The organism is Mesorhizobium sp. WSM4887 (genome assembly GCF_029625865.1).
Lineage (GTDB): Bacteria > Pseudomonadota > Alphaproteobacteria > Rhizobiales > Rhizobiaceae > Mesorhizobium.
Genome location: NZ_JARTVP010000014.1, coordinates 86,590 through 113,455, shown reverse-complemented (window position 1 = coordinate 113,455; position 26,866 = coordinate 86,590). Strand labels below are relative to the sequence as shown.

At 63.7% G+C, this 26,866-nt stretch carries 21 protein-coding genes; 11 read left to right on the top strand and 10 right to left on the bottom strand.

The features are described from left to right. Positions 1-497 precede the first annotated feature (497 nt). The 4 genes from P9230_RS29460 to P9230_RS29445 all read right to left on the bottom strand — a co-directional run bounded on the left by P9230_RS29460 (position 498) and on the right by P9230_RS29445 (position 6,453). Entirely contained in the window at positions 498-1,829 is a 1,332-nt protein-coding gene (locus P9230_RS29460; protein WP_067327876.1) for an HlyD family type I secretion periplasmic adaptor subunit, read from the bottom strand. Beyond that, on the bottom strand, positions 1,822-3,555 hold the full coding sequence (locus tag P9230_RS29455; protein WP_164748217.1) for a type I secretion system permease/ATPase: 1,734 nt from the start codon (positions 3,553-3,555) through the stop codon (positions 1,822-1,824). The genes P9230_RS29460 and P9230_RS29455 overlap by 8 nt, the downstream gene beginning before the upstream one ends. 589 nt (positions 3,556-4,144) lie before the next feature. Further along, positions 4,145-5,527 (bottom strand): calcium-binding protein, encoded by a 1,383-nt coding sequence (locus tag P9230_RS29450; RefSeq protein ID WP_127239396.1) that lies wholly within the window; start codon positions 5,525-5,527, stop codon positions 4,145-4,147. A 647-nt stretch (positions 5,528-6,174) separates the two neighbouring features. Beyond that, positions 6,175-6,453, bottom strand: a complete 279-nt coding sequence (locus P9230_RS29445) for a hypothetical protein (RefSeq protein ID WP_127246395.1) — start codon at positions 6,451-6,453, stop codon at positions 6,175-6,177. Between the two features lie 3 nt (positions 6,454-6,456). Between P9230_RS29445 and P9230_RS29440 the strand changes: the two genes are divergently transcribed. Continuing rightward, positions 6,457-8,169 (top strand): HAD family hydrolase, encoded by a 1,713-nt coding sequence (locus P9230_RS29440; protein WP_127246396.1) that lies wholly within the window; start codon positions 6,457-6,459, stop codon positions 8,167-8,169. A gap of 29 nt (positions 8,170-8,198) precedes the next feature. Here the strand turns inward: P9230_RS29440 and smc are convergent, their stop codons facing one another. The 3 genes from smc to P9230_RS29425 all read right to left on the bottom strand — a co-directional run bounded on the left by smc (position 8,199) and on the right by P9230_RS29425 (position 13,144). Beyond that, positions 8,199-11,657 carry a chromosome segregation protein SMC gene (gene smc / locus P9230_RS29435; protein WP_278121450.1) on the bottom strand — a complete coding sequence of 1,153 codons (3,459 nt, stop codon included), beginning with the start codon at positions 11,655-11,657 and terminating at the stop codon, positions 8,199-8,201. Positions 11,658-11,717: 60 nt separating this feature from the next. Next, a complete protein-coding gene (locus tag P9230_RS29430; protein WP_095800285.1) occupies positions 11,718-12,446 on the bottom strand; it encodes a DsbA family protein in 729 nt (242 codons plus the stop codon). A 197-nt stretch (positions 12,447-12,643) separates the two neighbouring features. Continuing rightward, positions 12,644-13,144 carry a DUF721 domain-containing protein gene (locus tag P9230_RS29425; RefSeq protein ID WP_067327870.1) on the bottom strand — a complete coding sequence of 167 codons (501 nt, stop codon included), beginning with the start codon at positions 13,142-13,144 and terminating at the stop codon, positions 12,644-12,646. Between the two features lie 31 nt (positions 13,145-13,175). Here P9230_RS29425 and mutY point away from each other — a divergent pair, with 31 nt between their 5' ends. Beyond that, a complete protein-coding gene (gene mutY / locus P9230_RS29420) occupies positions 13,176-14,309 on the top strand; it encodes an A/G-specific adenine glycosylase (RefSeq protein ID WP_278121447.1) in 1,134 nt (377 codons plus the stop codon). Between the two features lie 10 nt (positions 14,310-14,319). Further along, positions 14,320-14,931, top strand: coding sequence for an HAD family phosphatase (locus P9230_RS29415; RefSeq protein WP_095800287.1), 612 nt, complete (start codon positions 14,320-14,322; stop codon positions 14,929-14,931). 45 nt (positions 14,932-14,976) lie between these two features. Here P9230_RS29415 and P9230_RS29410 read toward each other — a convergent pair whose 3' ends face one another. Continuing rightward, on the bottom strand, positions 14,977-16,110 hold the full coding sequence (locus P9230_RS29410) for a site-specific DNA-methyltransferase (protein WP_095800288.1): 1,134 nt from the start codon (positions 16,108-16,110) through the stop codon (positions 14,977-14,979). Between the two features lie 176 nt (positions 16,111-16,286). Between P9230_RS29410 and P9230_RS29405 the strand changes: the two genes are divergently transcribed. Beyond that, positions 16,287-16,976: an HAD family phosphatase gene (locus tag P9230_RS29405; RefSeq protein WP_278121445.1), complete on the top strand. Its 690-nt coding sequence runs from the start codon at positions 16,287-16,289 to the stop codon at positions 16,974-16,976. A gap of 30 nt (positions 16,977-17,006) precedes the next feature. On the opposite strand, the gene P9230_RS29400 is transcribed toward P9230_RS29405, so the two are convergent. Beyond that, positions 17,007-17,750, bottom strand: coding sequence for a hypothetical protein (locus tag P9230_RS29400; RefSeq protein WP_278121443.1), 744 nt, complete (start codon positions 17,748-17,750; stop codon positions 17,007-17,009). Positions 17,751-17,878: 128 nt separating this feature from the next. On the opposite strand from P9230_RS29400, the gene thrC reads away from it, so the two are divergent. The 4 genes from thrC to P9230_RS29380 are packed head-to-tail and all read left to right on the top strand — an operon-like array spanning position 17,879 to position 24,088. Next, positions 17,879-19,276 carry a threonine synthase gene (gene thrC / locus P9230_RS29395; RefSeq protein ID WP_127246402.1) on the top strand — a complete coding sequence of 466 codons (1,398 nt, stop codon included), beginning with the start codon at positions 17,879-17,881 and terminating at the stop codon, positions 19,274-19,276. Positions 19,277-19,290: 14 nt separating this feature from the next. Continuing rightward, entirely contained in the window at positions 19,291-20,583 is a 1,293-nt protein-coding gene (locus tag P9230_RS29390) for a pitrilysin family protein (protein ID WP_066997977.1), read from the top strand. Positions 20,584-20,599: 16 nt separating this feature from the next. After that, on the top strand, positions 20,600-21,196 hold the full coding sequence (locus tag P9230_RS29385; protein ID WP_066997979.1) for a GNAT family protein: 597 nt from the start codon (positions 20,600-20,602) through the stop codon (positions 21,194-21,196). Between the two features lie 3 nt (positions 21,197-21,199). Next, complete coding sequence (locus tag P9230_RS29380) at positions 21,200-24,088, top strand: EAL domain-containing protein (RefSeq protein ID WP_095830423.1); 2,889 nt, start codon at positions 21,200-21,202, stop codon at positions 24,086-24,088. Positions 24,089-24,224: 136 nt separating this feature from the next. Here the strand turns inward: P9230_RS29380 and P9230_RS29375 are convergent, their stop codons facing one another. Continuing rightward, entirely contained in the window at positions 24,225-24,833 is a 609-nt protein-coding gene (locus P9230_RS29375; protein WP_066997984.1) for a YqgE/AlgH family protein, read from the bottom strand. Positions 24,834-24,960: 127 nt separating this feature from the next. Here P9230_RS29375 and P9230_RS29370 point away from each other — a divergent pair, with 127 nt between their 5' ends. From P9230_RS29370 to P9230_RS29360, 3 genes are all read left to right on the top strand, one after another. After that, on the top strand, positions 24,961-25,767 hold the full coding sequence (locus P9230_RS29370) for a protein-disulfide reductase DsbD domain-containing protein (RefSeq protein WP_278121441.1): 807 nt from the start codon (positions 24,961-24,963) through the stop codon (positions 25,765-25,767). A 139-nt stretch (positions 25,768-25,906) separates the two neighbouring features. Continuing rightward, a complete protein-coding gene (locus tag P9230_RS29365; RefSeq protein ID WP_066998201.1) occupies positions 25,907-26,389 on the top strand; it encodes a peroxiredoxin in 483 nt (160 codons plus the stop codon). Beyond that, positions 26,389-26,865, top strand: coding sequence for a DUF2938 domain-containing protein (locus P9230_RS29360; protein WP_067327862.1), 477 nt, complete (start codon positions 26,389-26,391; stop codon positions 26,863-26,865). Before P9230_RS29365 ends, P9230_RS29360 begins: the two co-directional genes overlap by 1 nt. Position 26,866: the final 1 nt, after the last annotated feature.

Genomic DNA, 26,866 nt, shown 5'->3' with positions numbered 1-26,866 from the left:
TTCTCTTGCGCGGCCCCCCCCCCCCCACCCCCCCCCCCGCCCCCGCCGGCCCCCCCCCCCCCCCCCCCCGGGGGGGGGCGCGGCGGCCCGCGGGCCCCCCCCCCCCCCCCCCCCCCACGGCGCAGACGGTACTCCCGCTTGTCGCCGAGATAGATGCTGTCGTCGAGATGCATCTCGATGCCGTCCGGGTGCAAGGGACCGCGGTACTTCGAGATCGACACTCTCGCGATGGGCGGGATCATCCCGCTTATCCTTTCGAGGCCAGCTCACCATGGCAAGGAGGGAGGAAGGCGACCGCAGACCCAATAAGTGATCGCCCTTGCCCTCGATCACGTGGCGAGACAGCCATCACAAAGCCCGTCGCCTCGAGCACTACGAGCGTGCGACGTTTTGGCCATGAAAACCGAGAACCGTGAGTGGCCGAACCCGGTTGCGCATAATCCGGCGGAAGAGTTCCACTTCGGGTAAGGTTGAAGGCCGCAGGAGGCAGGATCGGGCTATCTTTCCCGAAAGGCGCGCTGGAACGAGTCCACCAGCGGCTTGGTCAGATAGCTCAGAAAGGTTCGCTCGCCGGTTGAAATGAAGGTTTCGACCGGCATGCCTGGGTAGATCTGCTCGGGCTTGACCTGCGGTGGCAGCTTGTCGGCCATCTTAAGCCGCACGGTGTAATAGGGCTGTCCAGTGCTGGGAGTGGTCAGCCGGTCCGCCGAAATGTAGAAGACCTTTCCCGGCACTTTTGGTGTTGTCCGTGCGTTCAGGGCCGTGAACATCATGTTCGCGCCTTGGCCGACTCGGATAGAATCGATGTCTTCAGGCTTGATCTTTGCCTCGACGATAAGTTCCTTCGTCGGCAGAAGCTCCATCGCAGGCTCGCCAGCACGAATGACGCTGCCTTCGGAATTGTACAGAGAGCGGACGATGATGCCGTCCGCCGGGGCACGAATGGTCGTTCGCACCAGGACCGATCGAGCGGCGTTGATTTGTTCCTCAAGGTCGGCCACCTCTACCCGGGCTTTGTTCAGTTCGGTGACAGCATCCTCGACCCGGGTGGTTGTTAGTCTTTCAATCTGCTGGCGCGCTTCCACGATCTGGGTGGCCGCGCTGGCGATTTGCGCCTCCAGCGATCCCTCCTGACCTACCAACTCGGCGGTGCTGCGCAGAAGGTCGGTGTATTCGGAACGATTTGTCAGTCCCTTGTCGAGCAAGTGCTTTTTGCGTTCCGTCTCGGCATTGACGATCGCGAGCTGGTTTGCCGCAGCATCCTTTTGCGCCTTCAAGCCGGCAACAGCTTCCTGAAGGGCTGCCACCCGTTCCCTAAGGATCTCCTGATCTGCGCCATAGCGCGCTAGCCGAGCCCGGAACTCCTTGGTTTGCTCTGCAAAGACGTCACTGAATTCGGACGCGTCTGAGTAGGCGCCTAAATCGCGGGGCAGGACGATTTTCTCCAGGCCATCCCGTTCTGCCTCGAGCCGCGCGATCTCAGCCTTTTGTGCGACCCACTGTTTGAGGACTCGGTTGAGCTGCGACTGCGCCACCGTTGGATCGAGCACGATCAGCGCCTGCCCTCGTAAGACTCTGTCACCCTCTCGAGCTTTGACGCTGCTGACCACGCCACCTTCGAGATGCTGGATCATGACATTCTGTCCAGCTGCTGCAATCACTCCTGGCGCGATCGTTGCTCCGGCAATCGGCGCCATTGCGCCCCAGAATACGAAGCCAAGCAAGAAAACGGACACGCTTGCATACCCCGCGAGCGTGATGCGATCTGTGCGTGTGTCGACGTTGCGCTGCCAGCTATACGTCCTGGCGCCGATGGCTTGGCTAGTCATTAGCGACCTTTATCTCGCCTCGAGCAGATGAGGGGAAAGGCACCACTCCTTCGCGCGACTGAGAGGCTGCGGGCCACCCCGCTTGGGCGCGTCGCTCGACAAGTCTATCGAGCACGCCCTTGGTCAAACCGTAGATCTCGACCTGGCCATTGCGTAGCATCAATACGCGATCGCATTTGGAAGCGAGAGAGGGCCGATGGGTTATGACAAGCACGGTCGTTTTTCGTGAACGCGCCCCGCTAATCGCGCGCTCGAGCGCGGCTTCGCCGTTGGAATCGAGATTTGCATTGGGCTCGTCGAGAACCAGCACCTTGGGATCGCCGTAGAAGGCCCGAGCAAGCCCGATGCGTTGACGCTCGCCACCCGAAAGGCGAACGCCGGTCGGGCCGATCAGCGTCGAGTAGCCATCCCTCTGACCCAGGATGAGCTCATGCACTTGGGCCCGCTGGGCTGCTTGAACCAACTTCTCGCTGGGCGCATTCGGTTCGAACCGCGCGATATTTTGCGCGATGGTTCCCGGGAAGAGTTCCACATCTTGCGGCAGGTAACCAATATGGCGGCCGAGTTGTTCCGGGTCCCAGTTCCGAATATCGCCGCCGTCGATCCGGATCGCCCCAGAGCGGGGCGCGATCGCACCGACGATGAGGCGCGCCAAAGTCGATTTTCCAGCCTGGCTCGGCCCTACGATCGCGACTGTCTCGCCGGCGGCGACCTCAAAGGTCAAGCGCTTGATCAGCGGCAGCGAGCCATCGGCCGCGCCCGGAAGATGATAGACTATTTGCTCCACGCTTAGCGCTCCTTCAGGAGCCGGCAATGCTACGTTCTCCTGGTTGTCGAGCCCGGACCGGAGAGCCGAAAGCCTCTTCCACGCAAGATTGGCGTCGATGATCTGCCGCCAACTCCCAATGATCTGATCAAGAGGTTGCAGAGCGCGCGCCGAAATCATCGAGGACGCAAATATCATACCGGCGGTCATCTCGTTGTGCAGAACCAGATAAGCGCCGGCCCCCAATATCGCGATCTGCAGTGTCGAACGAGTGGTGCGCGATACACCGCCATAAAACGAATTGATGCGAGCGAGCCCATCCGAGGCGTGTAGAGAGCCGGAAAAACGGGTGCCCCAGAATTCTATCGCGTTGGACACCATGCCAAGTGCGCGAACGGTTTCGAAGTTTCGGGCGAAAGCCTGCGCCGAATTCATCGAGGCGTTGAGACTCTCCGCCGCCTCCTTGCCAGGTCGCGAGCTCGCGACCTGGTTCAGCATGGCGATGGCGACCATGAGAACCGCCCCGACGACCGTCACGAGGAAGAGCAGCGGATGGATGAAATAGAGCAGGCCTACGAAGATCGGCCCGAAAGGAAGGTCGAAGAGAAAGAAAATCGTTCTCGAAGCGATGAAGCCTCGCACGGTGGCCAAGTCGCGCAAGGCTTGAACATCGCCGAGGCCAGCGCGAGGGCCACTCATTGCAGCGAGAAAAGACGATGTGCCCAAAGAGACATCCAGTCGCGCCGCGAGCCGGCTTGCGTATACACCCCGCACGACTTCGAGCACGCCGAAGAGCAAGAGCGTCGAAAGCGCAAGCAATGTTAGATAGGTGAGCGTGTCCAAATTGGCGGCGGGCAACACCCGATCATAGACCTGCAGCATGTAGAGAGGCAGAACTAGCACCAGGGTGTTCATCACCGCGGAGAACAGGCCCATTTCGACCACGCTCTTCGACAGCACCCTTCTATTCGTGTAACTGGGCATCCCCGAAATCGTCTCTTTTGGTTAAGCGATCATTTTAGACAATGTTTATATATCATGCCAAGCAGCCGCGCTATCGCTTGCGACCTTTTGACAGCCTAGCCTCACTTTCACCGGAAGTTATCCACCGGGCATCCAGTTCGGCTGGGACGCCAGGAACCACCAATCCAGGATGGCGCTAAGCGTCTGATTCTCAAGCAGAGAATTGAATCGTCCAAACCTCGAAATTGCCCTAGTCAGCCAATCGTTTGCTGGCAGTGAAAATGACGTCTGCGAACGAGGCGGCGTGAAACTCTGGTTGCTACATGTTCTCCAATAATAGCGCCGCCGCCGCAGCAAGCTGGCCGCCGATAATGGTGTCGCCGCCATCGGCCCGATCGGTTTGGAATTGGTGATGGCAGCGCCGACCGCAAAGGCCAGCGCATGCGCATCCGCGGCGATCAATGCGGCCGACGTTTATGGCAACTTGATCGGCGTCCGCCGCCTTTCTGATCGGTGACCGTCGGAACCAGGCACGGCGGGGGGCGCGCCCGCCCCTCGCCATGCCATGGTCCGATCGCATGAACGATCAAACGACGAATACGTCGTGATAGGTCAGTGCCGCTCCGGGCTCCAGGTGGGCGATTTCCACCTGCGGGGCCGATCTCGAGCCGTCGGGATCATAGGACAAGACGCCCGTGGCCCGGTTGTAGAGCAGGTGATCGTTGCTATGGGTGGCGTGTTCTCGCAACTCAAAATACGACGAGTTCACCTGCGTCGGGCTGGACGAGGAACCGGCGCCGAGTTGGGTGAAGACGGCGTTGTCGAGATAGAGCGCGTCATTTACCGCGTCGAAGTCGGTCAGCGTGTCGACATTGCCGGCGCCATAGGCGGTGTCAAACACAAAGGTGTCGTGGCCCGCGCCGCCGGTCAGCACGTCGTTGCCACCCTTGCCCCGCAATGTGTCGTTGCCAGCCAGGCCATCAAAGGTATCGGCCGCGGCAGTGCCGACAAATGTATCGTTCCCGGTCGTTCCGTGGGTCGGGTCCGTCGGCAGGGTCGGAGATGACGGTAGCGGGTCGGTCGGCACGGCCGGAGATGACGGCAGCGGGTCCGTCCCGTCATGGGCTGCATGCCAGGCCGCCTTGGCGTTGGCCCAGTAATCGCGGGCCGCTTGGCCTTGAAGGACCGTCCAGCCGGCGGGCGGCATTGGATAATCCGCCGGCAGTGGCGTGTCGGAGAGGTTGAGATAGTAATTGCCGTGCGACTCGACCGTCTTGTCCCAGGCCCGTTGCACCCGCTCCAAGCCGTTGTGGTCAACGTCGGTGATCGCCACCACGCAGTCGATGAAGCGCAAGCTAGGAACGATATCGTCAGCGCCTGTGCCCTTGTCCAGTTTGAACGGCGAACCGTGCGTCATCTCGCCTTTGCGAAGATACTCTCCCATGCCTAGAAGCATGCCATCCATGGTGACCGTGTTGTCAGACCCATCGACGTCACCGTCGCCAAGGCTCACTCCGGAAAACACGTGGTCGAACAGCGAATCCCGGATGGTGCCGCCGATGACGTCGTCGTCCTCGACCGCGTCGTCTCGTGAGTAGCCGACATAGGTATCCTCGATGAGGAAGGTGCCAGTGCCGCCGACACGGATGCCATCCCAGGGCTTGGTGATCGTCCAGTCGTCGATGACAAAGTTGTGGGCTGAATTCACGCGGACTGCGGCGGAGTTGACGTAAACGTCCTCCCAGGCGCCGGTTTGGGAGACCGTGCCGTTGATCGTGCCGCCCGACGCCACGAGGTTGTCGCCGGGGTTGACGACCGCGAAGGGATAGAGGTTGGTGGAGCTTCCCTGATTGGCGACAATCCACGAGGCTTTGCTGGCATCGATAGTGGTGTCGGCGGGGAGACCGGATGCTTTATATTGGCGGTAGCCGTAGTCACCGCTCAAGACAATGGTATTCGTATCGGCCATTCTTGGCGACCTTTCACACCCCCACCCTTTCTGCCCAACATGCCTGAAGCCCGAATGGCTCGCGGCCAAAAGAGCCCAGGTTAGCGGTATGGAGCAAATCACAAAATTTAAAAAAAGTGTCTCAAAATGTAACAATATATCTCTCGCGGGAATTGGGTGGCGCGGCGATTTCAGCGCGGATTCTCTTCAGTGGTCTCAACGCGGCTTTCGATCCCTTGCCACCTCCAAAACCCACCGGCCTCGCAGGAGCAGTCCATGAGCGGAGACGGTGCGCACGGGTTCCATCGTTGCAAATCATCGAAATCCGGACGATTGGCGAGACGATCAAATTCGTCCGTGAGTTATGGGGCAAGAACGCACGCCGGGATGTCGAGCGCCCGGCAATGAACTGACCGATATTTGCGTCAGCTCGAGATCACGCTCTCTCAATATGAAGTGGAAGTCCGTGCTCTGGTCGCGGCGAGCTGTGGGGCAGGTCCCTCGACAATATCGGCCCGACCTCCTATATGCTTCGCGCAAAAGCACGGAGAAAGGGTGTGTCCCGAGAGCGTGACGTGCTTATGTGGCGCGAAGCCGGGAAACTTGCGTTATCTGGCGACTATGAAGGATGGCTTGCCATCGAATGGGAGCTTCGTAGCAGAGGATTCTCACGCGCCAAGCTGTTGTTCGATAACGACCGGGTCCGAAAAAAATTGGATGAGATCTGCAAGAGGGCACAGGAGCAACGCGCCGACCCCAAACAGACCTAAAGACCAGAAACGCCCCGCCTTTCCAGAACCCAGCCAACCTTTCTCTCTTTCCGATGAGTTGCATTTCTCCACGCCAGGTTTCTCGCCAGGCAGGCGATAGCGCCGGCCTAAACCTTTTCCGCCGACAGACGTTGTTTGTTCCAGACGGACCGAGCGACCGGCAGCGGAGAGGATCACCCGATGTATTTCATGGCACTGGCCACCGACTACGACGGCACGCTGGCGCATGACGGACTGGTCACCGCCAGCACGCTGTCGGCGCTGAAGAAGCTGAAGAAGTCCGGCCGCAAGCTCATCCTGGTCACCGGCCGCGAACTGCCCGATCTCAAAGAGGTGTTTCCGGAGGTCGGGCTATTCGACAAGGTGGTGGCCGAAAACGGCGCGCTGATCTACACGCCGGCGAGCGAAGAAGAGCAAACAATCTCGCCCTCGCCTTCCGCCGATTTCGTCGACAGACTGAAGAAGCGCGGCGTCAAGCCGCTCTCGGTCGGCCGCTCGATCGTTGCCACCTGGGAGCCGCACCAGGCCACCGTGCTCGACGTCATCAAGGAGCTCGGCCTTGAGCTGGAGATCATCTTTAACAAGGGCGCGGTGATGATCCTGCCCTCAGGCATCAACAAGGCCACCGGACTGGCGGCTGCGCTCAAGGACCTCAGATTGTCGCCGCATAATGTGGTGGGCATCGGCGATGCCGAGAACGACCACGCCTTCCTCAGGGCTTCGGGTTGCAGCATCGCCGTCGCCAACGCATTGCCCGCCGTGAAGGAAACCGCCGACCTCGTCACGAGGGAGGCGCGCGGCAAGGGTGTCGAAGAACTGATCGGCAAGCTGATAAAGCAGGATCATCTGATAGCTCGCAAGCGCTTGCGCGGCGTCCTGCTGGGAACTGCCAACGGCAAGAAGGTCTATCTGTCGCCCGTCGAGACCGTTCTGATCGCCGGAAGCTCCGGTATCGGCAAGTCGACATTGGCCACAGCGCTCACCGAGCGGCTTGCCGAACAGGGATTGCAGTTCTGCATTTTCGATCCCGAGGGCGACTATGACGGACTGGAGGGCGCCGTTCCGCTAGGTGATGGCTCGACTACACCCAGCAAGGAGCAATTGCTGGAGCTGATCGAAAAGCCTAGCACCAATATCGTGGTCAACGGGCTGGCGCTGAAGGTCGACGAGCGGCCCGACTTCTTTGCCGAATTGCTGCCAGGCCTCGGCAGCGTCCGCTACCGCACGGCAAGGCCGCATTGGCTGATCATCGACGAGGCGCATCACCTTCTGCCCCGGCGCCGCGAGGACACGCGCGCGGTGCTGTCGCTCGAGCTGCCGGGCACGGTGCTGATCACCGTGCATCCGGAAGCGATTTCGACCGGGGTCCTGCGCCTGGTGACGGCGGTCATCGCGCTCGGTCCGAAGGCGAAGAGCGTGATCAAGACCTTCTGCAAGGAGGCCGGGCTGGAGGCGCCCAAGAGCATTCCTTCGCCGAAGGGTGACCGGGTTCTGCTGTGGCGGCCGCAGGACGGCAAGAAGCCGTTCACGGTCAAGGCGATCGAACCCCACCAATCGCTGAAGCGGCACAGCCGCAAATATGCCGAAGGCGAGCTCGACGAGGCCGGCAGTTTCTATTTCACGGGGCCGGAAAAGGCGATGAACCTCAGAGCCCACAACCTGATTATTTTCGCCCAAATGGCAGAAGGCATCGACGACAAGACCTGGGAATATCACCTGCGCGCCGGCGACTATTCCAAATGGTTCCGCCAACAGATCAGGGACAAGGAACTCGCCCGCGAGACGGCAGAGGCCGAGAAGGACAAGCGTCTATCGCCCGAGGACAGCCGCAAGCGCGTGCTGGAGGCCGTGCGCCGGCGTTACACGGCGCCAGCCACGGCACCGGAGAGGTAACTCAGTCGGTTCCGGACGCCAAGCCGCCCTCAACTCGCCTCGCGCATCGCCTCAGCCGCCTGCAGGTCGACCGAGACCAGCTGGCTGACGCCCTGCTCGGCCATGGTGACGCCGAACAGCCGGTCCATGCGCGCCATGGTGATCGGGTTGTGGGTGATGATGACGAAGCGGGTTTCCGTCGTTTTCGACATCTCGTCCATTAGGTTGCAGAAGCGCTCGACATTGTGGTCGTCGAGCGGGGCGTCGACCTCGTCGAGCACGCAGATCGGCGCCGGATTGGTAAGGAAGACGGCAAAAATCAGCGACATGGCGGTGAGCGCCTGCTCGCCGCCGGAGAGCAGCGTCATGGTCTGCGGCTTCTTGCCGGGCGGCCGGGCGAGGATTTCGAGGCCGGCTTCCAGCGGATCTTCGGACTCGATCAGCTGCAATTCGGCCGTGCCGCCACCGAAGAGATGTGCAAACAGCCGCTGGAAATGGCCGTTGACCACCTCAAAGGCCGACAGCAGGCGTTCACGGCCCTCGCGGTTGAGGCTCTGGATCGCTTGGCGCAGTTTTCTGATCGCCTCGATGATGTCCTCGCGCTCGGACACGATGATTTCCAGGCGGTCCGACAGCTCCCTCTGTTCTTCCTCGGCGCGCAGATTGACGGCCCCTAGCCGCTCGCGCTCGATCTTCAGCCGGTCGAGCTGGCGCTCGACCTCGGCCATGTCCGGCATCGGGTCGTCGGTCTCTAGCCCGGTATGCTTGATGACGAGATGCGGCGGCGTGTTCAACGCTTCCTGGATGCGAGCCTCGACCTCGGCGCGGCGTTCGTCGGCCGCGGTCAGCCGCTCCTCGGCGCGGACGCGGGTCTCGCGCGCTTCGGCAAGCGACTGGATCGCCGCGGTCGCCGCCTTGTCGAGCTCGGCTTGCTTGGTCTCCGCTTCCTGCAGGCGATCGCCGGCGGCCTGGCGCAGCGCCTCGGCCTCGGAAAGCTGACTCAACAGCGCACGGCGCTTGGCGTCGATCTCGTCGGGCGCGTCGGCCAGCCGCTCGCGCTCAGCTTCGGCCTCAGCCTTGCGCTCGCCAAGCGCGGCGATCTGCGTCGAGGCGTTTTCGGCCCGCTCCAGCCAGTTCTTGCGCTCGGTGCCGATCGCGTCGAGCCGGCGCATGCGCGCTTCGGCCTCGCGCCGTAGGCCGTCATGCACGGCGCGCGTATCGGCAAGCGTGGCGCGGTCGCGAGCTACACTGGCGGAGGCCTGCTCGAGCTGGAGCTGCAGGTCGCCGAGATCGGGCGCGTCCCTGAGCATCTCCTCGGCTTCGAGGAAAGCGGCTTGCGTCTCTTCATGGCTGTCGACGATGCGCGCGCGGGCGTCATCCAAGGCAGCACGGCGGCTCGCCAGCTCGCCGCCGGCCTTCTCGGCCTCGGCCAGCGCGTTACGGGCGGCGTCCAGTGCGTGCTGGGCATCGCGGCCGGCCTGACGCGCGTTGCGCTCGGCCTCGCTCGCCTGGCGCATCGCCTGCTCGGCGCGCGCCAGCGCCTCCTCGGCCTCGCGCACGACGCGGGTCGCCTGCACGGCCTCGGCATCGAGCTCCGCCAGGCGGTTCTTCTGCGCCAATCGCTGCGCGGCAGCGGTTGGCGCATCGGCGCTGGCCGTCAAGCCGTCCCAGCGCCAGAGCGCGCCGTCGCGGCTGACCAGCCGCTGGCCGGGCGCGAGCTGCGCTTGAAGGCGACGGCCATCGGCGGCGTCGACGATGCCGATCTGCGCCAGGCGGCGGGCAAGCTGTGCCGGCGCGCGGACCACACGCGCCAGGCTCCTCACGCCTTCGGGCAGTGCCGCGTCACCCGGTTGAACCGCGCTCTCGCCCCAATGCACCGGGGCGCTGCGGTCGAGCGGCACGTCGAGGTCCTCGCCGAGCGCGGCGCCAAGTGCCGTCTCGTAGCCGCGCTCGACGCTGATCTGCTCCAGCACCGAAGGAAAGAGATCGCCGCTCGCGGCGTTGAGTATCTTGGCCAGCGTGCGCGCTTCCGTCTCGATGCGCTGCAATTCGGCCTTGGCATCCTGCAGAGGCGGACGGGCAGCACTTTCGGCGGCGCGCGCTTCGGCGACCGCCTGCTCGGCGGCGATGGCGCCTAACTCGCTCTCTTCCAGCCGGGCAAGCGCGTCCTCGACCAGCAGCCGCTTCTCGGCGGGATCGGGCAGGCCGGAAATGCGCGTGACAATATCGGAGAGCTCGCGATCGACCTCGGCAAGCTGGCGAGCGAAGCGGTCGCGGCGCTCGGCGGTCTCACGCAAAGTGCGCTCGATCTGGTGGCGCGAGGCGGCCGCCTCGGCGCGTTCGGCCGTCAGCGCGGCAAGCCTGGCTTCGCTCTGCGAGAGCGTCGCGCCGGCCTGCTCGAAGGCGGCGCGGGTGGTGGCTTCGCGCTCGGCAGCACCTGCATTGTCCGAATTGAGCTCGGCTTCCTCGGCGCGGAGACGCTCGAGAATGTCGGCATTGTCGCGCACCATCCGCTCCTCGCGGGCGATGTCTGCATCGAGCTGTTGCAGGCGCCGCTCCAGCTCCGCCTGGCGCGAGCGGATGCGGCCGGCCTCTTCTTCGATCTGCGTCTTGGCGATCGACAGGCGCTGAAAGGCCGCCGCCGCGGCCGCTTCCGCGTCGCGCAGGTCGGGCAGGCGGTGAGCGGCGATGCCCTGCTCCCTCGCAGCGGCCATCTGGGCTGCGGCGCGGTCACCGACCAGCGTGGTGGCAACGGCAAGCGCCGAACGCGCTTCGCCTTCCTGGGTTTTGGCCAGCGTCCAGCGCAGATGCAGAAGCGTCGCCTCGGCCTTGCGGATGTCGGCCGACAGGTTCTTGAAGCGCGAGGCCTGGCGCGCCTGGCGCTTCAGGCTGTCGATCTGGCTTTCCAACTCGCCGACGACATCGTCAAGCCGTTCGAGGTTTTGTTCGGCCGCCTTCAGCCGAAGCTCCGCCTCGTGCCGGCGCGTGTGCAAGCCGGAGATACCGGCGGCTTCTTCGAGCAGCGCCCGGCGCGCCTGGGGCTTTGCCTGGATCAGCTCGCCGATGCGGCCCTGGCCGACCATGGAGGGCGAGCGAGCGCCGGTCGACTGGTCGGCGAAGAGCAGCTGCACGTCCTTGGCGCGCGCTTCCTTGCCGTTGATGCGATAGAGCGAGCCCGCCTCGCGCTCGATGCGGCGCGACACCTGCAATTCATCGGCGTCGTTGAAGGCGGCGGGTGCCGTGCGGTCCGAATTGTCGAGGAAGAGCGTGACTTCGGCGGTGTTGCGCGCCGGCCGCGCGCCGGAGCCGGAAAAGATCACGTCGTCCATGCCGGACGCGCGCATGTTCTTGTAGGAGCTTTCGCCCATCACCCAGCGCAGCGCTTCGACAAGGTTGGACTTGCCGCAGCCGTTCGGCCCGACAATGCCGGTCAGCCCGCGTTCGATGACGAACTCGCCGGGCTCGACGAAGGACTTGAAACCGAGGAGGCGAAGGCGCGAAAACTTCATTCGCGCCGCTCCGCAAAGACCAATATGCCGAAGCCAAGCAGCTTCGGCGCGGCCTGGACGTCAGAGCAGAGGGTCGATGATGGCCGACATTTCCTCAATCGACATCGCCCCTTTGTAGGTCTTTCCGTTGATGAAGAAGGTCGGCGTCGAGTCGACCTTGAACTCGTCCGCTCCGCGTTTCTGGACTGCTCTCACATCGTCCAGAAGCTTCTGGTCCGTCAAGCAGGCCTCAAATGACTCCTGTGTAAAACCGGCGAGCTTGGAAATCTGCAGCAGCGCTTCCTTGGTGTTGCTGACGCCGACCCAGCTCGGCTGCTGCTTGAACAACACGTCCACCATGGCGAAATAGTTGTCCTTGGCGCAGCGCGCCAGCATGAAGCCGGCCTCGGCGCTCGGGTCGAAGGGGAATTCGCGCAGGATATAGCGCACCTTGCCCGTGTCGATGTATTTCGACTTCAGCTCAGGGAAGGTTGTGTCGTTGAAATGCGCGCAATGCGGGCAGGTCATCGAGGCATATTCGACGATGGTGACCTTGGCGTCGTCCTTGCCGAGCTGCTTGTCGGGCAAAGCGCCGGGCTTGAGCAGTTCCGCCATGTCGACGGTGCCCTGCGCTTCCAGCACCTGAGCGGCCGCGGGCGTGGCAGGCTTGGCTGGCGTCGACGGATTGGCGGGCTTCACATCGGCCGCCTTTGCCTCTTCACCCGAGTCGCTGCACGCGGCAAGCAGCGCCACTGCCGGAACGGCGGCCAGCGTGGTCAGAAGGTTTCTGCGAGACAAAGAGCGGTTCATGCGAATCACCTGATATCGGTTGGATTTTGCAATGCAAGGGCTAGAAAAGGCGAGAGTTGGCGCGAATTAAGGCATCGGCATCCCCAATCCAATCGCCAAATTTTTCGGGCGCGATCACGAATATGCGATATTGACGACAATTTTGCAGCGCGCTCCACGACTTTTCCCGAAACCGCCGGAACTTTCGGGAGACATGCTCAGGGCTTTTTTTGTCCGAGGATGGTCGCGCCGAGCCGCTCGAGCGAAGCGCGCAAGCCATCATCCTCGATCTTGCCGACCGTTCGCGCCAGCTTCGATTTCTCGGCCTCGCTGAGAGGCCGCGGTTGCGGTTTCGGCCGCGCTTTCGCCGAAAGGACCGGCTTCTGCAGGATCTTGATGCGGCCTATGGCGTTGAAACCCAGGAAGGCGTTGACGCGGTTGATGACCTCACCCGCCTCATGCTGAAGATGCAGCGCCGCCATGCCTTCGCAGGCAATGATCAGCACCGCCGGCTCGAACGGATCGTCCTCATGCAGGCGGCGCGGCCACTGGATCTTTTCCGGGCGCGAGTGGCTGGCCAGGCGCGGCCCGGCGATCTCTTCCCAGGACTGCACCAGTCCGATCGAGATGCCGGCGCGCTTCTTCAGGACAGGATCGAGGATCTCGGTCGCGAGATCGCTCACCGGAACGGGATTGCCGAAGGGCCTTTTCCCTGCCATGTGCGTTCTCCGATCCTAACTCACCCGATCAATGGCACCGCAAGACCAGACCCGCAAGGCCGCAGCCGAGAAGTGCGTATCCGGAGATAGCAGCATCGCCGTCCGCCTGCTTGCCTGGTACGACGCGCATCACCGCGACCTGCCCTGGCGCGTGACGCCGAGTGCGTTCTCGCGTGGGACAAAACCCGACCCTTATCGCGTCTGGCTCTCCGAGGTCATGCTGCAGCAGACCACGGTCGAGGCGGTGAAAGCCTATTTCCGGACGTTTGTCGAGAAATGGCCGACCGTCGAGGCGCTGGCGGCAGCGCCGGCCGAGGACGTCATGAAGGCCTGGGCCGGGCTCGGTTATTACTCGAGGGCACGCAATCTCAAAGCCTGCGCCGATCTCGTGGCGCAGCGGGGCGGCCGCTTTCCCGACACCGAGGCGGGATTGAAGGAATTGCCGGGCATCGGCGCCTACACGGCGGCCGCCATCGCGGCGATCGCCTTCGACCGGCCTGCCGCCGTTGTCGACGGCAATGTCGAGCGTGTCATTTCGCGGCTCTATTCGGTGGAGACGCCGCTCAGCGAGGCCAAGCCGGAAATCCGAGCGCTGGTCGAGAAGCTCGTGCCACGTGCAAGGCCCGGCGATTTCGCCCAGGCGATGATGGATCTCGGCGCAACGATCTGCACGCCGCGGCGGCCGCGCTGCATGCTGTGCCCGCTGCGCGAGGATTGCAGCGCGATCCTGTCAGGCGATCCGGAGCGCTTTCCAGTCCGCCTGCCCAAGGGCGACAAGCCGCTCAGGCGCGGTGCTGCCTTTGTCGCTCAACGCGATGACGGCGCCATCCTGCTGCGCAAACGGCCGGACAAGGGGCTGCTCGGCGGCATGACCGAGGTGCCGACCACGGCGTGGACGGCGCGGGCCGACGGCGCTACGACGGCGGACGCAGCGCCCATTTCGGCCGACTGGCGGCGCGCCGGGCGGATCGGCCATGTCTTCACCCATTTCGCGCTCGAACTCGACGTCTTCCATGCCCACATCAGGGGTGATGCGCCCAACGGGCATTTCTGGTCGCTAGCCCACGAAATTCCCGGGGAAGCGCTGCCCACCGTCATGAAAAAGGTAATCGAGGCAGCGATACCGGGCGCAACCAAAAAGCAAGCCCCGCTGCGCCCGCGTTGAAAGGACCGCAATGACTGACATCCGCCACATCGTGTTCGATATCGGCAAGGTGCTGATCCACTACGATCCGGACCTTCCGTTCAGCCGGCTGATCCCGGATGCCGAGGAGCGGAAATGGTTCTTCGACAATGTCTGCACCAGCGCCTGGAACATCGAGCAGGATCGCGGCCGCACCTGGCAAGACGCCGAGGCGCTGCTGATCGCCGAACACCCCGATCATGCCGAGAACATCCGCAACTTCCGTCGCTGCTGGCACGAGATGGTGCCGCATGCCTATGACGACAGCGTCGCCATCATGGTCGGCCTGATCGACAGGGGCCGCGATGTGACCATGCTGACCAATTTCGCCGCCGACACATTCGCCGAAGCCCGCCGGCGCTTCGACTTTCTCAATCGGCCGCGCGGCGTCACGGTCTCGGGCGAGATCGGCCTGATCAAGCCGGACCAAGCCATCTACGACCGTCACGTCGCATCCTTCGACCTGGAGCCGGCCGCCACACTCTTCATCGACGACAGCCAGAAGAATGTCGACGGCGCCAAGGCCGCCGGCTGGCAGGCGGTGCTGTTCACCGATGCCAAGGCGCTTCAAGCGGATCTTGAACGGCTCGGGATTGCGGCCTGAACTGAATCACTTGCGGCAATCGGTTGAGCTTTCGATTCAAGCGGATCAGCCGCCTGCCCGCTCCATTCCGAGGCGGGCGATGCGGCGCAATTCGTCGATCGGGGTGAGGCCGCCGCTGCGCTCATAGTGCCAGAAGGTCCAGCCGTTGCAGGCGTCCAAACCCTGCACCTCGGCGCCGATCTTGTGGATCGAGCCGGCGCTGTCGCCGATGGCCAGCGTGCCGTCGGCGCGCACCTTGGCCGCCCAGCGCTTCTTGGCGTCGTAAAGTGTGGCGCCCGGCGCCACCAGGCCGGTGTCGATCAGGCTTATGAAGGCGACGCGCGGCTCGGCGCGCTTGCCGGACAGCACGGTGAGGTCGGCCTCATCCAGCGGGCGCACGGCGGCGATGCGCTCATTGGCGGCATCGATGTAGGATTGCTCGCGCTCGATGCCGACGAAGTGACGGCCGAGGCGCTTGGCGACCGCACCCGTGGTGCCCGAGCCGAAGAAGGGATCGAGCACGACATCGCCCGGCTTGGTCGAGGCCATCATGATGCGGGCCAGCAGCGCTTCCGGCTTCTGCGTGGGATGCAGCTTGTTGCCGTTCTCGTCTTTCAGGCGCTCGGCGCCGGTGCAGATCGGGAACAGCCAGTCCGAGCGCATCTGCAAATCGTCATTCGAGGCCTTCAGCGCTTCGTAGTTGAAGGTGTAGCCCTTGGACTTCTGGTCGCGCGAGGCCCAGATCATCGTCTCATGGGCGTTCTGGAAGCGGCGGCCGCGGAAATTCGGCATCGGGTTGGTCTTGCGCCAGACGACGTCGTTCAGGATCCAGAAGCCGAGATCCTGCATCCTGGCACCGACGCGGAAGATGTTGTGGTAGGAGCCAATCACCCAGATCGTGCCATTGGGCTTCAGCACGCGTCGCGCGGCAAGCAGCCAGGCGCGGGTGAAGGCGTCATAGGCCTCAAAACTCTCGAACCGGTCCCAGTCGTCGTCGACGGCGTCCACCTTGGACTGGTCGGGCCGATGCAGGTCGCCGTCGAGTTGCAGGTTGTAAGGCGGATCGGCGAAGATAACGTCGATCGACTTTTCGGGCAGCCTGTCGAGGGCGGCGACGCAGTCGCCTTTGAGGATCGTGTCCAGCCATTCGGACTGCTGGGGAGCGTGGGAAAGCTCGTCGAGAAGACGCACGGCAGACATCAAAACACCCAAAGCACGCGTTACGATTTACTGGCCGTTATGGTTACCGATCAGCGTAAACATTCGGTGAAGGTCGGGCGAGAGCCTGCGGCCACTGATTTGCGAACATCGGCCCATTGGTGTATGCCGCGCCGCTTGGGCCAGTCAGGCCATTTTCCTCCCAGCTTCGGATTGCCATGCCCCAGCCAGACCTTGTCATCTTTGATTGCGACGGCGTGCTCGTCGATTCCGAAATCATCGCCGCGCGCGTCGAGGCCGAGCTTCTGACATCGGCCGGATACGAGATTTCGCCGGAGGAGCTTGCCGAGACCTATGCCGGACTGACCTTCAAGGACATCTTGATGCGGGTCGAGGAAAAATCTCACCTTCCCTTCCAAGCCTCGCTCATCGACCGCGCCGAGGAACTCGTCGATCGCAAGCTGCGCAGCGACGTGCGCATCATCGACGGCGCACGCGAGGCGGTGGCGGCGGTGACCACGCCGCGCGCCGTCTGCTCCAATTCGCGCACCGAGCGGATCGAGTTCATGCTTGAAAAGGTGCGCCTGCTGCCCTTCTTCGCCGGCCGCATCTTTTCGGGGCTCGACATCCCCAGCAAGAAGACCAAGCCGGCACCGGACGTGTTCCTCTATGCCGCCGAACAGCTCGGCGCCAATCCGAAGAACACTTTCGTCATCGAGGATTCGGTGCACGGCGTCACCGGCGCCAGGACGGCGGGCATGCGCGTCATCGGCTTCACCGGCGCGGGGCACAGCTATCGCGGCCATGCCGACTCGCTGACCGAAGCGGGCGCCGAAACCGTCATCCGCCGTTTGGCGGAACTCGGCAGCACAATCGCGGCATTGTCTGAGTGGTCGGAGGACGCCTAACCGCGGAAGCGCGATTGGCGGCGAATCAGATCAGTTTGTCGCCGCCGCGGCGGCGCGCTTCTTCCTCTTGGCCTTGGACTTGTCCGTCGCTGCCGGCGCGTTCTCGTCATAGCCGGCATAGGCTTGGTAGTCGCGGGCGGTCGGCTCCGGCACTACGACATTGGTGTCGGTGAAGACGAACTGCGTCGCGGCAGACGGATCGGTGACCTGCACCTGATACTGATGAAGCTGCGAATAGAGCACGTCATGCCCATGTTGGACCGCGATGCGGATCGGCATCGTCACGGTACCGGGCGTGAACTGCGGCCCCGGCACGACCTTACCGGCCACCGCGATCTTCATCGTCAGCTGGCCGTTTTCGTGAATGCAGTCGCGCGTCACGTCGGTGATCGAGGCCTGGTAAATGATCTTGGCGGGATCGCGATTGGGGTCGACGGGTTGACCGTTCGGTCCGGTCTGTGCGGCTGCGGCTGCCTCGGCTTCAGCGTCCGCCGCGGCATCGACTTTCTTTTTCTTCGTCTTGGCGGCGGCGCCCTTAGCATAGGTATTGAAGAAGGCGGTGCCGTCGCGCAGCGTCACTTTCGGGCAGTAGGCGCGCAACTGGCTGGCAAGCACCTTGGGGTCCTGCGGCGGTGGCGGCGCGGTCGGGTCCTTCTTGCTGAAGCCGAAGTTCAAAATGCCATTGTCGCTCGATTGGCAGCCTGCGGCGGCAAGCATAAAGCCGGTGAGCGCCAGACCCGCGACAACACGGCGGTTGACCGAATAAAACCTCATGAACTGCACTTCCCTCTCACAAAGCCGGTGACGTATATCAACGCCGCGGCGAAAATGCGACTGAGCCGGCTCGGAAAATTAACCAATTTGCCGTGGATGACGCGGCCGGCAGCAATGGGTTCTTGACGATGCAATATGTGAGTACCCGCGGGGATGCGCCCGTGCTTGGATTTTCGGACGCGGTGCTGGCCGGACTGGCGCGCGACGGCGGGCTTTACCTGCCGCGCGAATGGCCGCAGTTCTCGTCCGCCGATATTCGCGCCATGCGCGGCCTCGCCTATCCCGACCTTGCCATCCGCGTCTTGACACCCTTCCTCGGCGGCGAGATAGCCGTACCCGTCTTCGAACGGCTGGTGCGTGAAGCCTACGCGACTTTCCGGCACGATGCGGTCTGCCCGCTGGTGCAGACGGGCAAAAACACCTTCATCCTCGAGCTCTTCCACGGCCCGACGCTGGCCTTCAAGGACGTGGCGATGCAGCTGCTCGCGCGGCTTATGGACCATGTGCTGGCCGAACGGGGCAACCGCGCGACCATCGTCGGCGCCACCTCCGGCGACACCGGAGGCGCGGCAATAGACGCCTTCGCCGGCCGCGACCGCACCGATATCTTCATCCTCTTCCCCAACGGCAAGGTCTCGCCGGTGCAGCAGCGGCAGATGACGACGTCGAGCGCCGCGAACGTGCACGCGCTGTCGATCGAAGGCAATTTCGACGATTGCCAGGGCCTGGTGAAGGATATGTTCAACGACCACGGCTTCCGCGACAGGGTGTCGCTGTCGGGTGTCAATTCGATCAACTGGGCCCGCATCATGGCCCAGATCGTCTATTACTTCTCCTCGGCGCTGTCGCTGGGCGCGCCCGACCGGCCGGTGTCATTCACCGTGCCGACCGGCAATTTCGGCGATATTTTCGCCGGTTATGCCGCCAAGCGAATGGGGCTGCCGGTCGAGCGGCTGATCATCGCCACCAACGACAACGACATATTGGCACGCACGCTTGCAAGCGGCGAATATCGCACCAAGGGCGTGTTCGCCACCACCTCGCCGTCGATGGACATCCAGGTGTCCTCGAACTTCGAGCGCCTGCTGTTCGAGGCGGCGGGCCGGGATGCCGCGACGGTCAGGCGCTACATGAACGGGCTGAAGCAGTCCGGCGCCTTTACCGTCGAAGCGGGCGAAATGGCGAGGATGCGTGCGGAGTTCGACGCCGGCCGCGCCAGCGTCGACGAGGTCGCGGCAACCATTCGCCAGACGCTTGAAGCGAGCAGCTATCTGCTCGATCCGCACACGGCCGCCGCTATGCACGTTGCGGCCCGCCATATGTCGGGCGCCGTGCCCATGGTGGTTCTCGGCACCGCGCATCCGGCCAAATTCCCGGCGGCGGTCGAGGCCGCCAGCGGCGTTACGCCAGCGCTGCCGGCCTGGCTCGCCGGCTTGATGACAGCCGACGAAAAGTACACCATACTTCCATCCGAGCTGAAAATGGTGGAAGAATACGTGAGCCGCCACACGCGGGCGGCCCGTTAGGGAGTAGTTGCCATATGGGTGTTGAGGTAAGCCGTCTGTCGAACGGCCTGACGGTCGCCACCGAAACCCTTCCAAGCCTCGAATCCGTTGCCCTTGGCGCCTGGGTCAAGTCGGGCGCACGCAATGAACGCGACGAAGAGCACGGCATGGCCCATCTGCTCGAACACATGGCTTTCAAGGGAACGAAACGGCGCAGCGCCTTCGAGATCGCCTCGGAAATCGAGAATGTCGGCGGCGAGATCAACGCGGCCACCAGCGTCGAGACGACCTCCTACTACGCCAGGGTGCTTTCCGCCGACGTGCCGCTCGCGGTCGACATCCTGGCCGACATCCTGCAGGAATCGGAGTTCGATCCGGAGGAACTGGAGCGCGAGCAGCATGTGATCCTGCAGGAGATCGGCGCCGCGCACGACACACCCGACGACATCGTCTTCGACCGTTTCACCGAAACCGCCTTCCGCCACCAGACCATCGGCCGCTCGATCCTCGGCACGCCGGAGACGGTCAAATCCTTCACCTCCAGGCAGCTGCACGATTTCATCGAACGGCAATATGGCGCCGAGCGCATGGTGATCGTGGCCGCCGGCGACATCAAGCACGACAATTTCGTGCGCGAGGTGGAAAGGCAGCTTGGCGGCTTCCGCGCCAAGGCCACCAGCAACATCCCGCAATATGCGCAGTATGTCGGCGGCGACTTCCGCGAGGACCGCGACCTGATGGACGCGCAGATCGTGCTCGGCTTCGAGGGCCGCGCCTACCATGTGCGCGACTTCTATGCCTCGCAGGTGCTGTCGATGATCCTCGGCGGCGGCATGTCGTCGAGGCTGTTCCAGGAAGTGCGCGAGAAGCGCGGCCTGTGCTATTCGGTCTATGCCTTCCACTGGGGCTTTTCCGACACCGGCATTTTCGGTGTGCATGCGGCGACCGGACAGAGTGATATCGCCAAGCTGGTGCCGGTCATCATCGACGAATTGCAGAAGGCCGGGGAAAGCATCCAGCAGGATGAGCTCGACCGCGCACGCGCGCAATATCGGGCCGGCCTCATCATGTCGGCCGAAAGCCCGGCAAGCCGCGCCTCGCAGATCGCCAGGCAGTTGCTGCTGTTCGGGCGGCCGATCGCCAAGGAGGAGTTGATGGAGCGGCTGGCGGCGCTGACGGTCGAGCGGCTGACCGATCTCTCCTCGCGGCTGTTCTCGACCAAGCCGACGCTGACGGCGGTCGGCCCCGTGGGCACGCTGGCGCCCTACGAGGCGATCCTCGAATCGCTTGCGGGCCCGCAGACGACGGCTCGCAGGCTCGCCGTCTAACCTTCGTTCCAAAGTCGTGTTCGCGCTTCCTTTCTTTCGCCGCGACCTGCCGGCACTGAAGGGCGAAAAAGTCACGTTGCGCGTGCCTTTGACCAACGATTACCGCGAATGGTCGACGCTGCGCGGCGAAAGCCGCGCCTTTCTGGAGCCATGGGAGCCGCGTTGGCAGCCTGACGAGCTCGACCGCACCGCCTGGCGGCTGCGCATCGGCCGCTACCGCGAGGACTATGCGCAAGGCACGGCCATTGCCTTCTTCATCTTCGAGAAGTCGAGCGGCAAGCTCGCCGGCGGCATCACGCTTGGCAACATCCGCCACGGTGTCGCGCAAAGCGGCCACATCGGCTACTGGATCGGCGAGCGCTTCGGCGGCCGTGGACTGATGACCGACGCGGTCAAGGTGGTGTCGCGTTTTGCCTTCGATACGCTGCGGTTGCACCGGATCGAGGCTGCCTGTATTCCCGACAACGCACGGTCGATCCGCGTGCTTGAAAAAGCCGGATTCCGGCGCGAAGGACTTCTCAGATCCTATCTCCGGATCAACGGCATCTGGCAGGATCACTACCTCTACGCCCGGATCGCGGACGATCCGCCGGGTGATGGAACGAAGGGCTGATATGTGACGACTTTTTCGCGAATCGCGTCGCTGTTCGCCCTCATCCTGGCGCTCTTCGTCACGCTTTCAGCGGTTGCGCCGGCATTGGCCGTCGAGCCGATCAAGATTGCCCGCGACGACAAGGCGCTCGACCTTTCGGGCGCAGTCGAGATCTACCGGAACCAGGGCGAGAATTTCCAGGTCTCGACCGCGCCCGGCCCCGACGGCATCGTGCGGCGCATCGAGGTTGAGGCCAATGACGCTCGCTCGACCGGCGACTGGGCGGTGTTCGCGCTCGCCAACACCACCGACCAGCAGCTCGACAGGCTGATCGTCGCGCCGCATTTCCGCCTGGTGAATTCCGGTATCTTCTGGCCCGATCTCGGCTCGACGCGCATCGCGGCGATCACGCCCAGCGAAGGCTTCGCGCTCGACCGCCAGACCAGCCCCGACGCCGATGTGTTCCGAGTGACGCTCAACCCCGGAACGGTCGTCACCTTCATCGCCGAGCTCGCCTCACCCAAGCTGCCGCAGGTCTATCTGTGGGACCCGGAATCCTACAAGGACTCGGTCAATTCCTACACGCTGTTCCGCGGCATCGTCATCGGCATCGCCGGCCTCTTGGCGCTGTTCCTGACCATCCTGTTCGTCGTCAAGGGAACCTCGATGTTCCCGGCCACCGCCGCGCTTGCCTGGGCGGTGCTCGCCTATATCTGCGTCGATTTCGGCTTCCTCAACAAGGTCATCGAAATCTCGCCCGGCAACGAGCAGATGTGGCGGGCCGGTACCGAGGTGGCGCTGGCGGGTACCTTCGTGGTGTTCCTGTTCGCCTATCTCAACCTCAACCGATGGCACGGCCATTTCAGCTATGGCGCGCTGGTCTGGATCCTCGGGCTGCTGCTGATTGCCGGCGTGGCCATCGTCGATCCGGCGGTCGCCGCCGGCATCGCCCGCATCTCGTTTGCCGCCACCGCGCTCACCGGCCTCGGCCTCATCATCTTCCTCGGAATTCGCGGCTATGACCGCGCGATCATGCTGGTGCCGAGCTGGGTGATGGTGCTGCTCTGGCTATGCGGCTCGTGGATGGCGATCACCGGCATGCTGGACAACGACATCGCCCAGCCGGCGCTCGGCGGCGGTCTGATCCTGATCATCCTGTTGATCGGCTTCACCGTTATGCAGCACGCTTTTGCCGGCGGCGCGCTGCACCAGGGCCTGTTTTCCGACCTCGAGCGCCAGGCGCTTGCAGTCGCCGGCTCGGGCGACATCGTTTGGGACTGGGACGTGCTGCGCGACCGCGTGGTGACCAAGCCCGACATCAGCCTGCAGCTCGGCCTTGCCCCTAACAGCCTTTCGGGCGCCGCCCGCAACTGGCTGCCGGTGCTGCATGCCGACGACCGCGACACCTTCCGCACAACGCTGGACGTGGTGCTGGAGCACCGCCGCGGCCGCGTGGCCCAGAATTTCCGCCTGCGCGGCGCCGACGGGCATTATCATTGGTTCGCGCTGCGCGCCCGCCCCGTAATCGGGTCGGATGGCGAGGTGATCCGCTGTGTCGGCACCATGGTCGACGTGACCGAGCAGAAGAAATCCGAGGAAAGGCTGCTGCACGACGCCGTGCACGACAACCTGACCGGCCTGCCTAACCGCGAGCTGTTCATGAACCGGCTGGAGGCGATCATCTCGATCGCCCGCACCGAGGACAAGGTGCGCCCGACCGTCTTCGTCATCGACATCGACCGTTTCAAGCAGGTCAATGACGGGCTCGGCATTTCGGCCGGCGACACCATCCTGCTGACCATCGCGCGCCGGCTGCACCGGCTCTTGAAGCCCAAGGATTCGCTGTCGCGCTTTGCCGGCGACCAGTTCGCGCTGATGCTGCTGTCGGAACAGGATCCGGCCCGCATCGCCGCCATGGCCGATGCCATCAAGCATGCGATCAACAATCCGATCACCTTTGCCAAGCGCGAGATCGTGCTCACTGCCTCGATCGGCCTGATCACCTGGACGACGGCGCAAACCTCGTCGGAGGACATGGTCAAGGACGCCGAGCTTGCCATGCATCAGGCCAAGCGTTTCGGCGGCGACAGGATCGAGCCGTTCCGGCCGGCCTTCCGCACCGTCGGCACCGACAGGCTGCAGTTCGAATCCGACCTTCGCCGCGCCATCGAGCGGCGCGAATTCACGCTCGCCTACCAGCCGATCGTGCGGCTGGAGGATGGCAGCGTCGCCGGCTTCGAGGCGCTGCTCAGATGGGATCATCCGCGGCGCGGCATGATCCCGCCGGGAGACTTCATCCCGGTGGCTGAGAATTGCGGCCTGATCGTGCAGCTCGGCCTGTTCGCCATGCAGCAGGCGGCCGAGGATCTGGCCGCCTGGCAGAAGCAGATCGGCGACGCGCCGCTGTCGGTTTCGGTCAACCTCTCCAGCCGGCAGCTCATCCGCCGCGACCTGGTCAGCGACGTGCGCTCCGTCATTGCGCGGGCCAACTTGAAGCCGCGCTGCTTCCGGCTCGAACTCACCGAATCGCTGGTGATGGACAATCCCGAGCAGACCGCGCATGTGCTGACCAAGCTCAAGCAACTCGGCATCGGACTGTCGCTCGACGATTTCGGCACCGGCTATTCATCGCTCTCCTACCTGACGCGCTTCCCCTTCGACACGATCAAGATCGACAAGAGCTTCGTCGACGACGCAACGCCGAAACGTGCGGTGCTGCTCAAGTCCATGGTCAACATGGCCCACGAGCTTGGCCTGTCGGTCGTCGCCGAAGGCATCTCCGACGAGAGCGACGCGCTGGAGCTGCGCCAGATGGGCTGCGAATATGTCCAGAGCTTCATGTTCGGCGCGCCGATGCCCGGCGAACTGGTGCTGAAGACGCTGAGGGAGCAGTACCCGCTCACGCAGGCTTAGAGAGCGTTGCTTCGGCGCTTACGAACTGCGGCGACCTTCCAACTTCGTTATCACCCTAAACGCTCAGAGCGCCGCCATTCCTCGGAGGTGATGACGAAGCCAAGGCGGGGTTCGACTGATCCCGCAGCAAAGGCGTTTAAGCGTGCCCCGCGGCGGCGCTCAAATGGGCGAGATCGATGCCGATCGAGGCAAGGATGCGATCGTATTTGCGCTCGATGTCGGCGTCGAAGAGCAGCTCAGGCGTCGCCGGGCAGGTCAGCCAGCCATTCTCGGCGATCTCACTTTCGAGCTGGCCTGCGCCCCAGCCGGAATAGCCGAGCGCCATCAGCGCATGACGCGGCCCGCGACCCGTCGAGATGGCGCGCAGGATGTCGACCGTGGCGGTCAGGCAGATGTCGTCGGAGACGTTGAGCGAGGATTCCACGCGATAGTCGCCGGAATGCAGCACGAAGCCGCGGCTGCGGTCGACGGGCCCGCCATTGCGCACGACGAAATCGCGGGCATGCGCCGGCAAGCGGATTGCTTCCTGCTCGTTCACGATGCCAAGCTGCACCAGAAGGTCCGGGAACAGCATCTGCTGCGTCTGATTGATGATCAGGCCCATGGCGCCCTCGTCGCTGTGGGCGCAGATATAGATGACGGAGCGCGTGAAGCGGTCGTCCTTCATGCCAGGCATGGCAATCAGGAACTGATCGTCGAGAAAGCCGCGTCCGGCCGTCTTCTTTTTGTGACGCAACAAGTCCATGGAGCTGAGGGTAACCCGTTTCCGCGGCGCCGAAAAGATGGTCAGGCTGCCCGATGTCACGCAAATATGATACCTGCAGGAACATGAAATCATTGCGCGGCCAAGAACGGGCGATCAAATCACCGTCATGCGATACCTGAATATTGTGGCGCTCGGTGCCGTCGTCGGCCTGGCAGCGGGGCAGCCGGCCGAGGCATCATCCTCGGCCTGGTACAACAGCGAAGGCGGCAAGGTGCGGCTGGTGACCAGCGGCAAGCCGGACGAGGCGGGCAAGATCCACGGCGTGCTCGACATCGCGCTGAAGCCAGGCTGGAAAACCTATTGGCGCGATCCCGGCGACGCCGGTGTGCCGCCGCAGATCGACATCTCGGCCAGCACCAACATCGCAGATGCAAAGCTGTCGTTTCCGCCGCCGCAGCGCCACGACGACGGCTACGGCAAATGGGCCGGCTATGACCGTCCCGTATCGCTGCCGGTGACCTTCACGCTGTCGGCGCCCGACCAGCCGGCGACGATCGATGCCAACGTCTTTCTCGGCATATGCGAGACGATCTGCATTCCGGTGCAGACGCGGCTCAGCCTCGATCCTGCTTCCGATCCGGACAACGCCACCGACGCGGCGCTGGTGAAGACTGCGCTTGCAACGCTCCCTGCCCCGGCGCGATCTGATTTCGGCATCCGCGTGCTGCCCGGCGATCACGAGACGCTCATCGTCGAGGCGCATTCGCCCGGCGATGCCGAGTCCGTCGACTTTTTCATCGCGGGGGAGCGCGACTATATGTTCGGCGCGCCGGTGCGCAGCGAGAAGGACGGCAAGCTTGTTTTCACCGTGCCGATCCTCGACCGGCCGTCGGCGACGCCCACGGACGGCGGGCTCTACTACACGCTGACAAGCGCCGAAGGTGCGGTGGACGGATTGCTGCCTTTCCCTTGAGCCAATTCGTCGTGGAGCCGCAATTCCGAATGGAAAACCGCTGGGCACTTTTCCTGGCATTGCTCTGAACGGTTGCGGAATGCGGCCCGGTTCGATATCGCAGGCACAGATCCTTCCCAATCTCCCGAACGAGGAAACCATGACCATTTCGGTTGGCGAAAAACTGCCCGAGGCGACTTTCAAGGTGATGACCGCCGATGGCGCCAAGCCGATGACCAGCGCCGAGATTTTCGCCGGCAAGAAGGTGGTGCTGTTCGGCGTTCCCGGCGCCTTCACGCCGACCTGCAGCAACAATCATCTGCCGGGCTATCTCGAGAACCACGACGCCATCGTGGCGCGCGGCGTCGACACTATCGCGGTCGTCTCGGTCAACGACGTCCATGTCATGGGCGCCTGGGCACGCTTCACCGGTGGCGAAGGCAAGATCCTCTATCTCGCCGACGGCAGCGGAGACTTCGCCAAGTCGGTCGGACTCGACAACGACCTTTCCGCGAACGGCATGGGGCTGCGCTCGAAGCGCTTTTCGATGATCGTCGATGACAGCAAGGTCGTAGCGCTCAATGTCGAAGCCAAGCCGGGTGTCGACGAGAGTGGGGCGGCCAAGATCCTCGAGCAGCTCTGATGCTCGACATCGTCTGGCGCGCCATCGCGATCGGCATCGGCGCCACGGTCTTCATGGACGTCTGGGCGATTATCCTCAACAAGGCGTTCGGGCTGCCGCGGCCGAATTGGGGCATGGTCGGCCGCTGGGTCCGGCATCTGCCCGAGAAGGTCTTCCATGACGATATCAGTCAGGCCGCCCTCTACACGCATGAAAAGGCGCTGGGCTGGGCGTTCCACTATCTCGTCGGAATTCTCTACGGCGTGATCCTGGTCGTGCTGGCGGGAACGGGCTGGCTGGCAGCGCCGACCTTCCTGCCGGCCTTCATCCTCGGCATCGTCACCGTCGGCGCCGGCTGGTTCCTGCTGGCGCCCGGCATGGGCGCCGGCTGGGCAGCGTCGAGGACGCCCAACCCGATGCTGGTGCGCGCGCTCAACCTCGTCTCGCACACGGTCTTCGCCCTCGGCCTGTTCTCCACGGCGCTGGCGATCCGGTAGA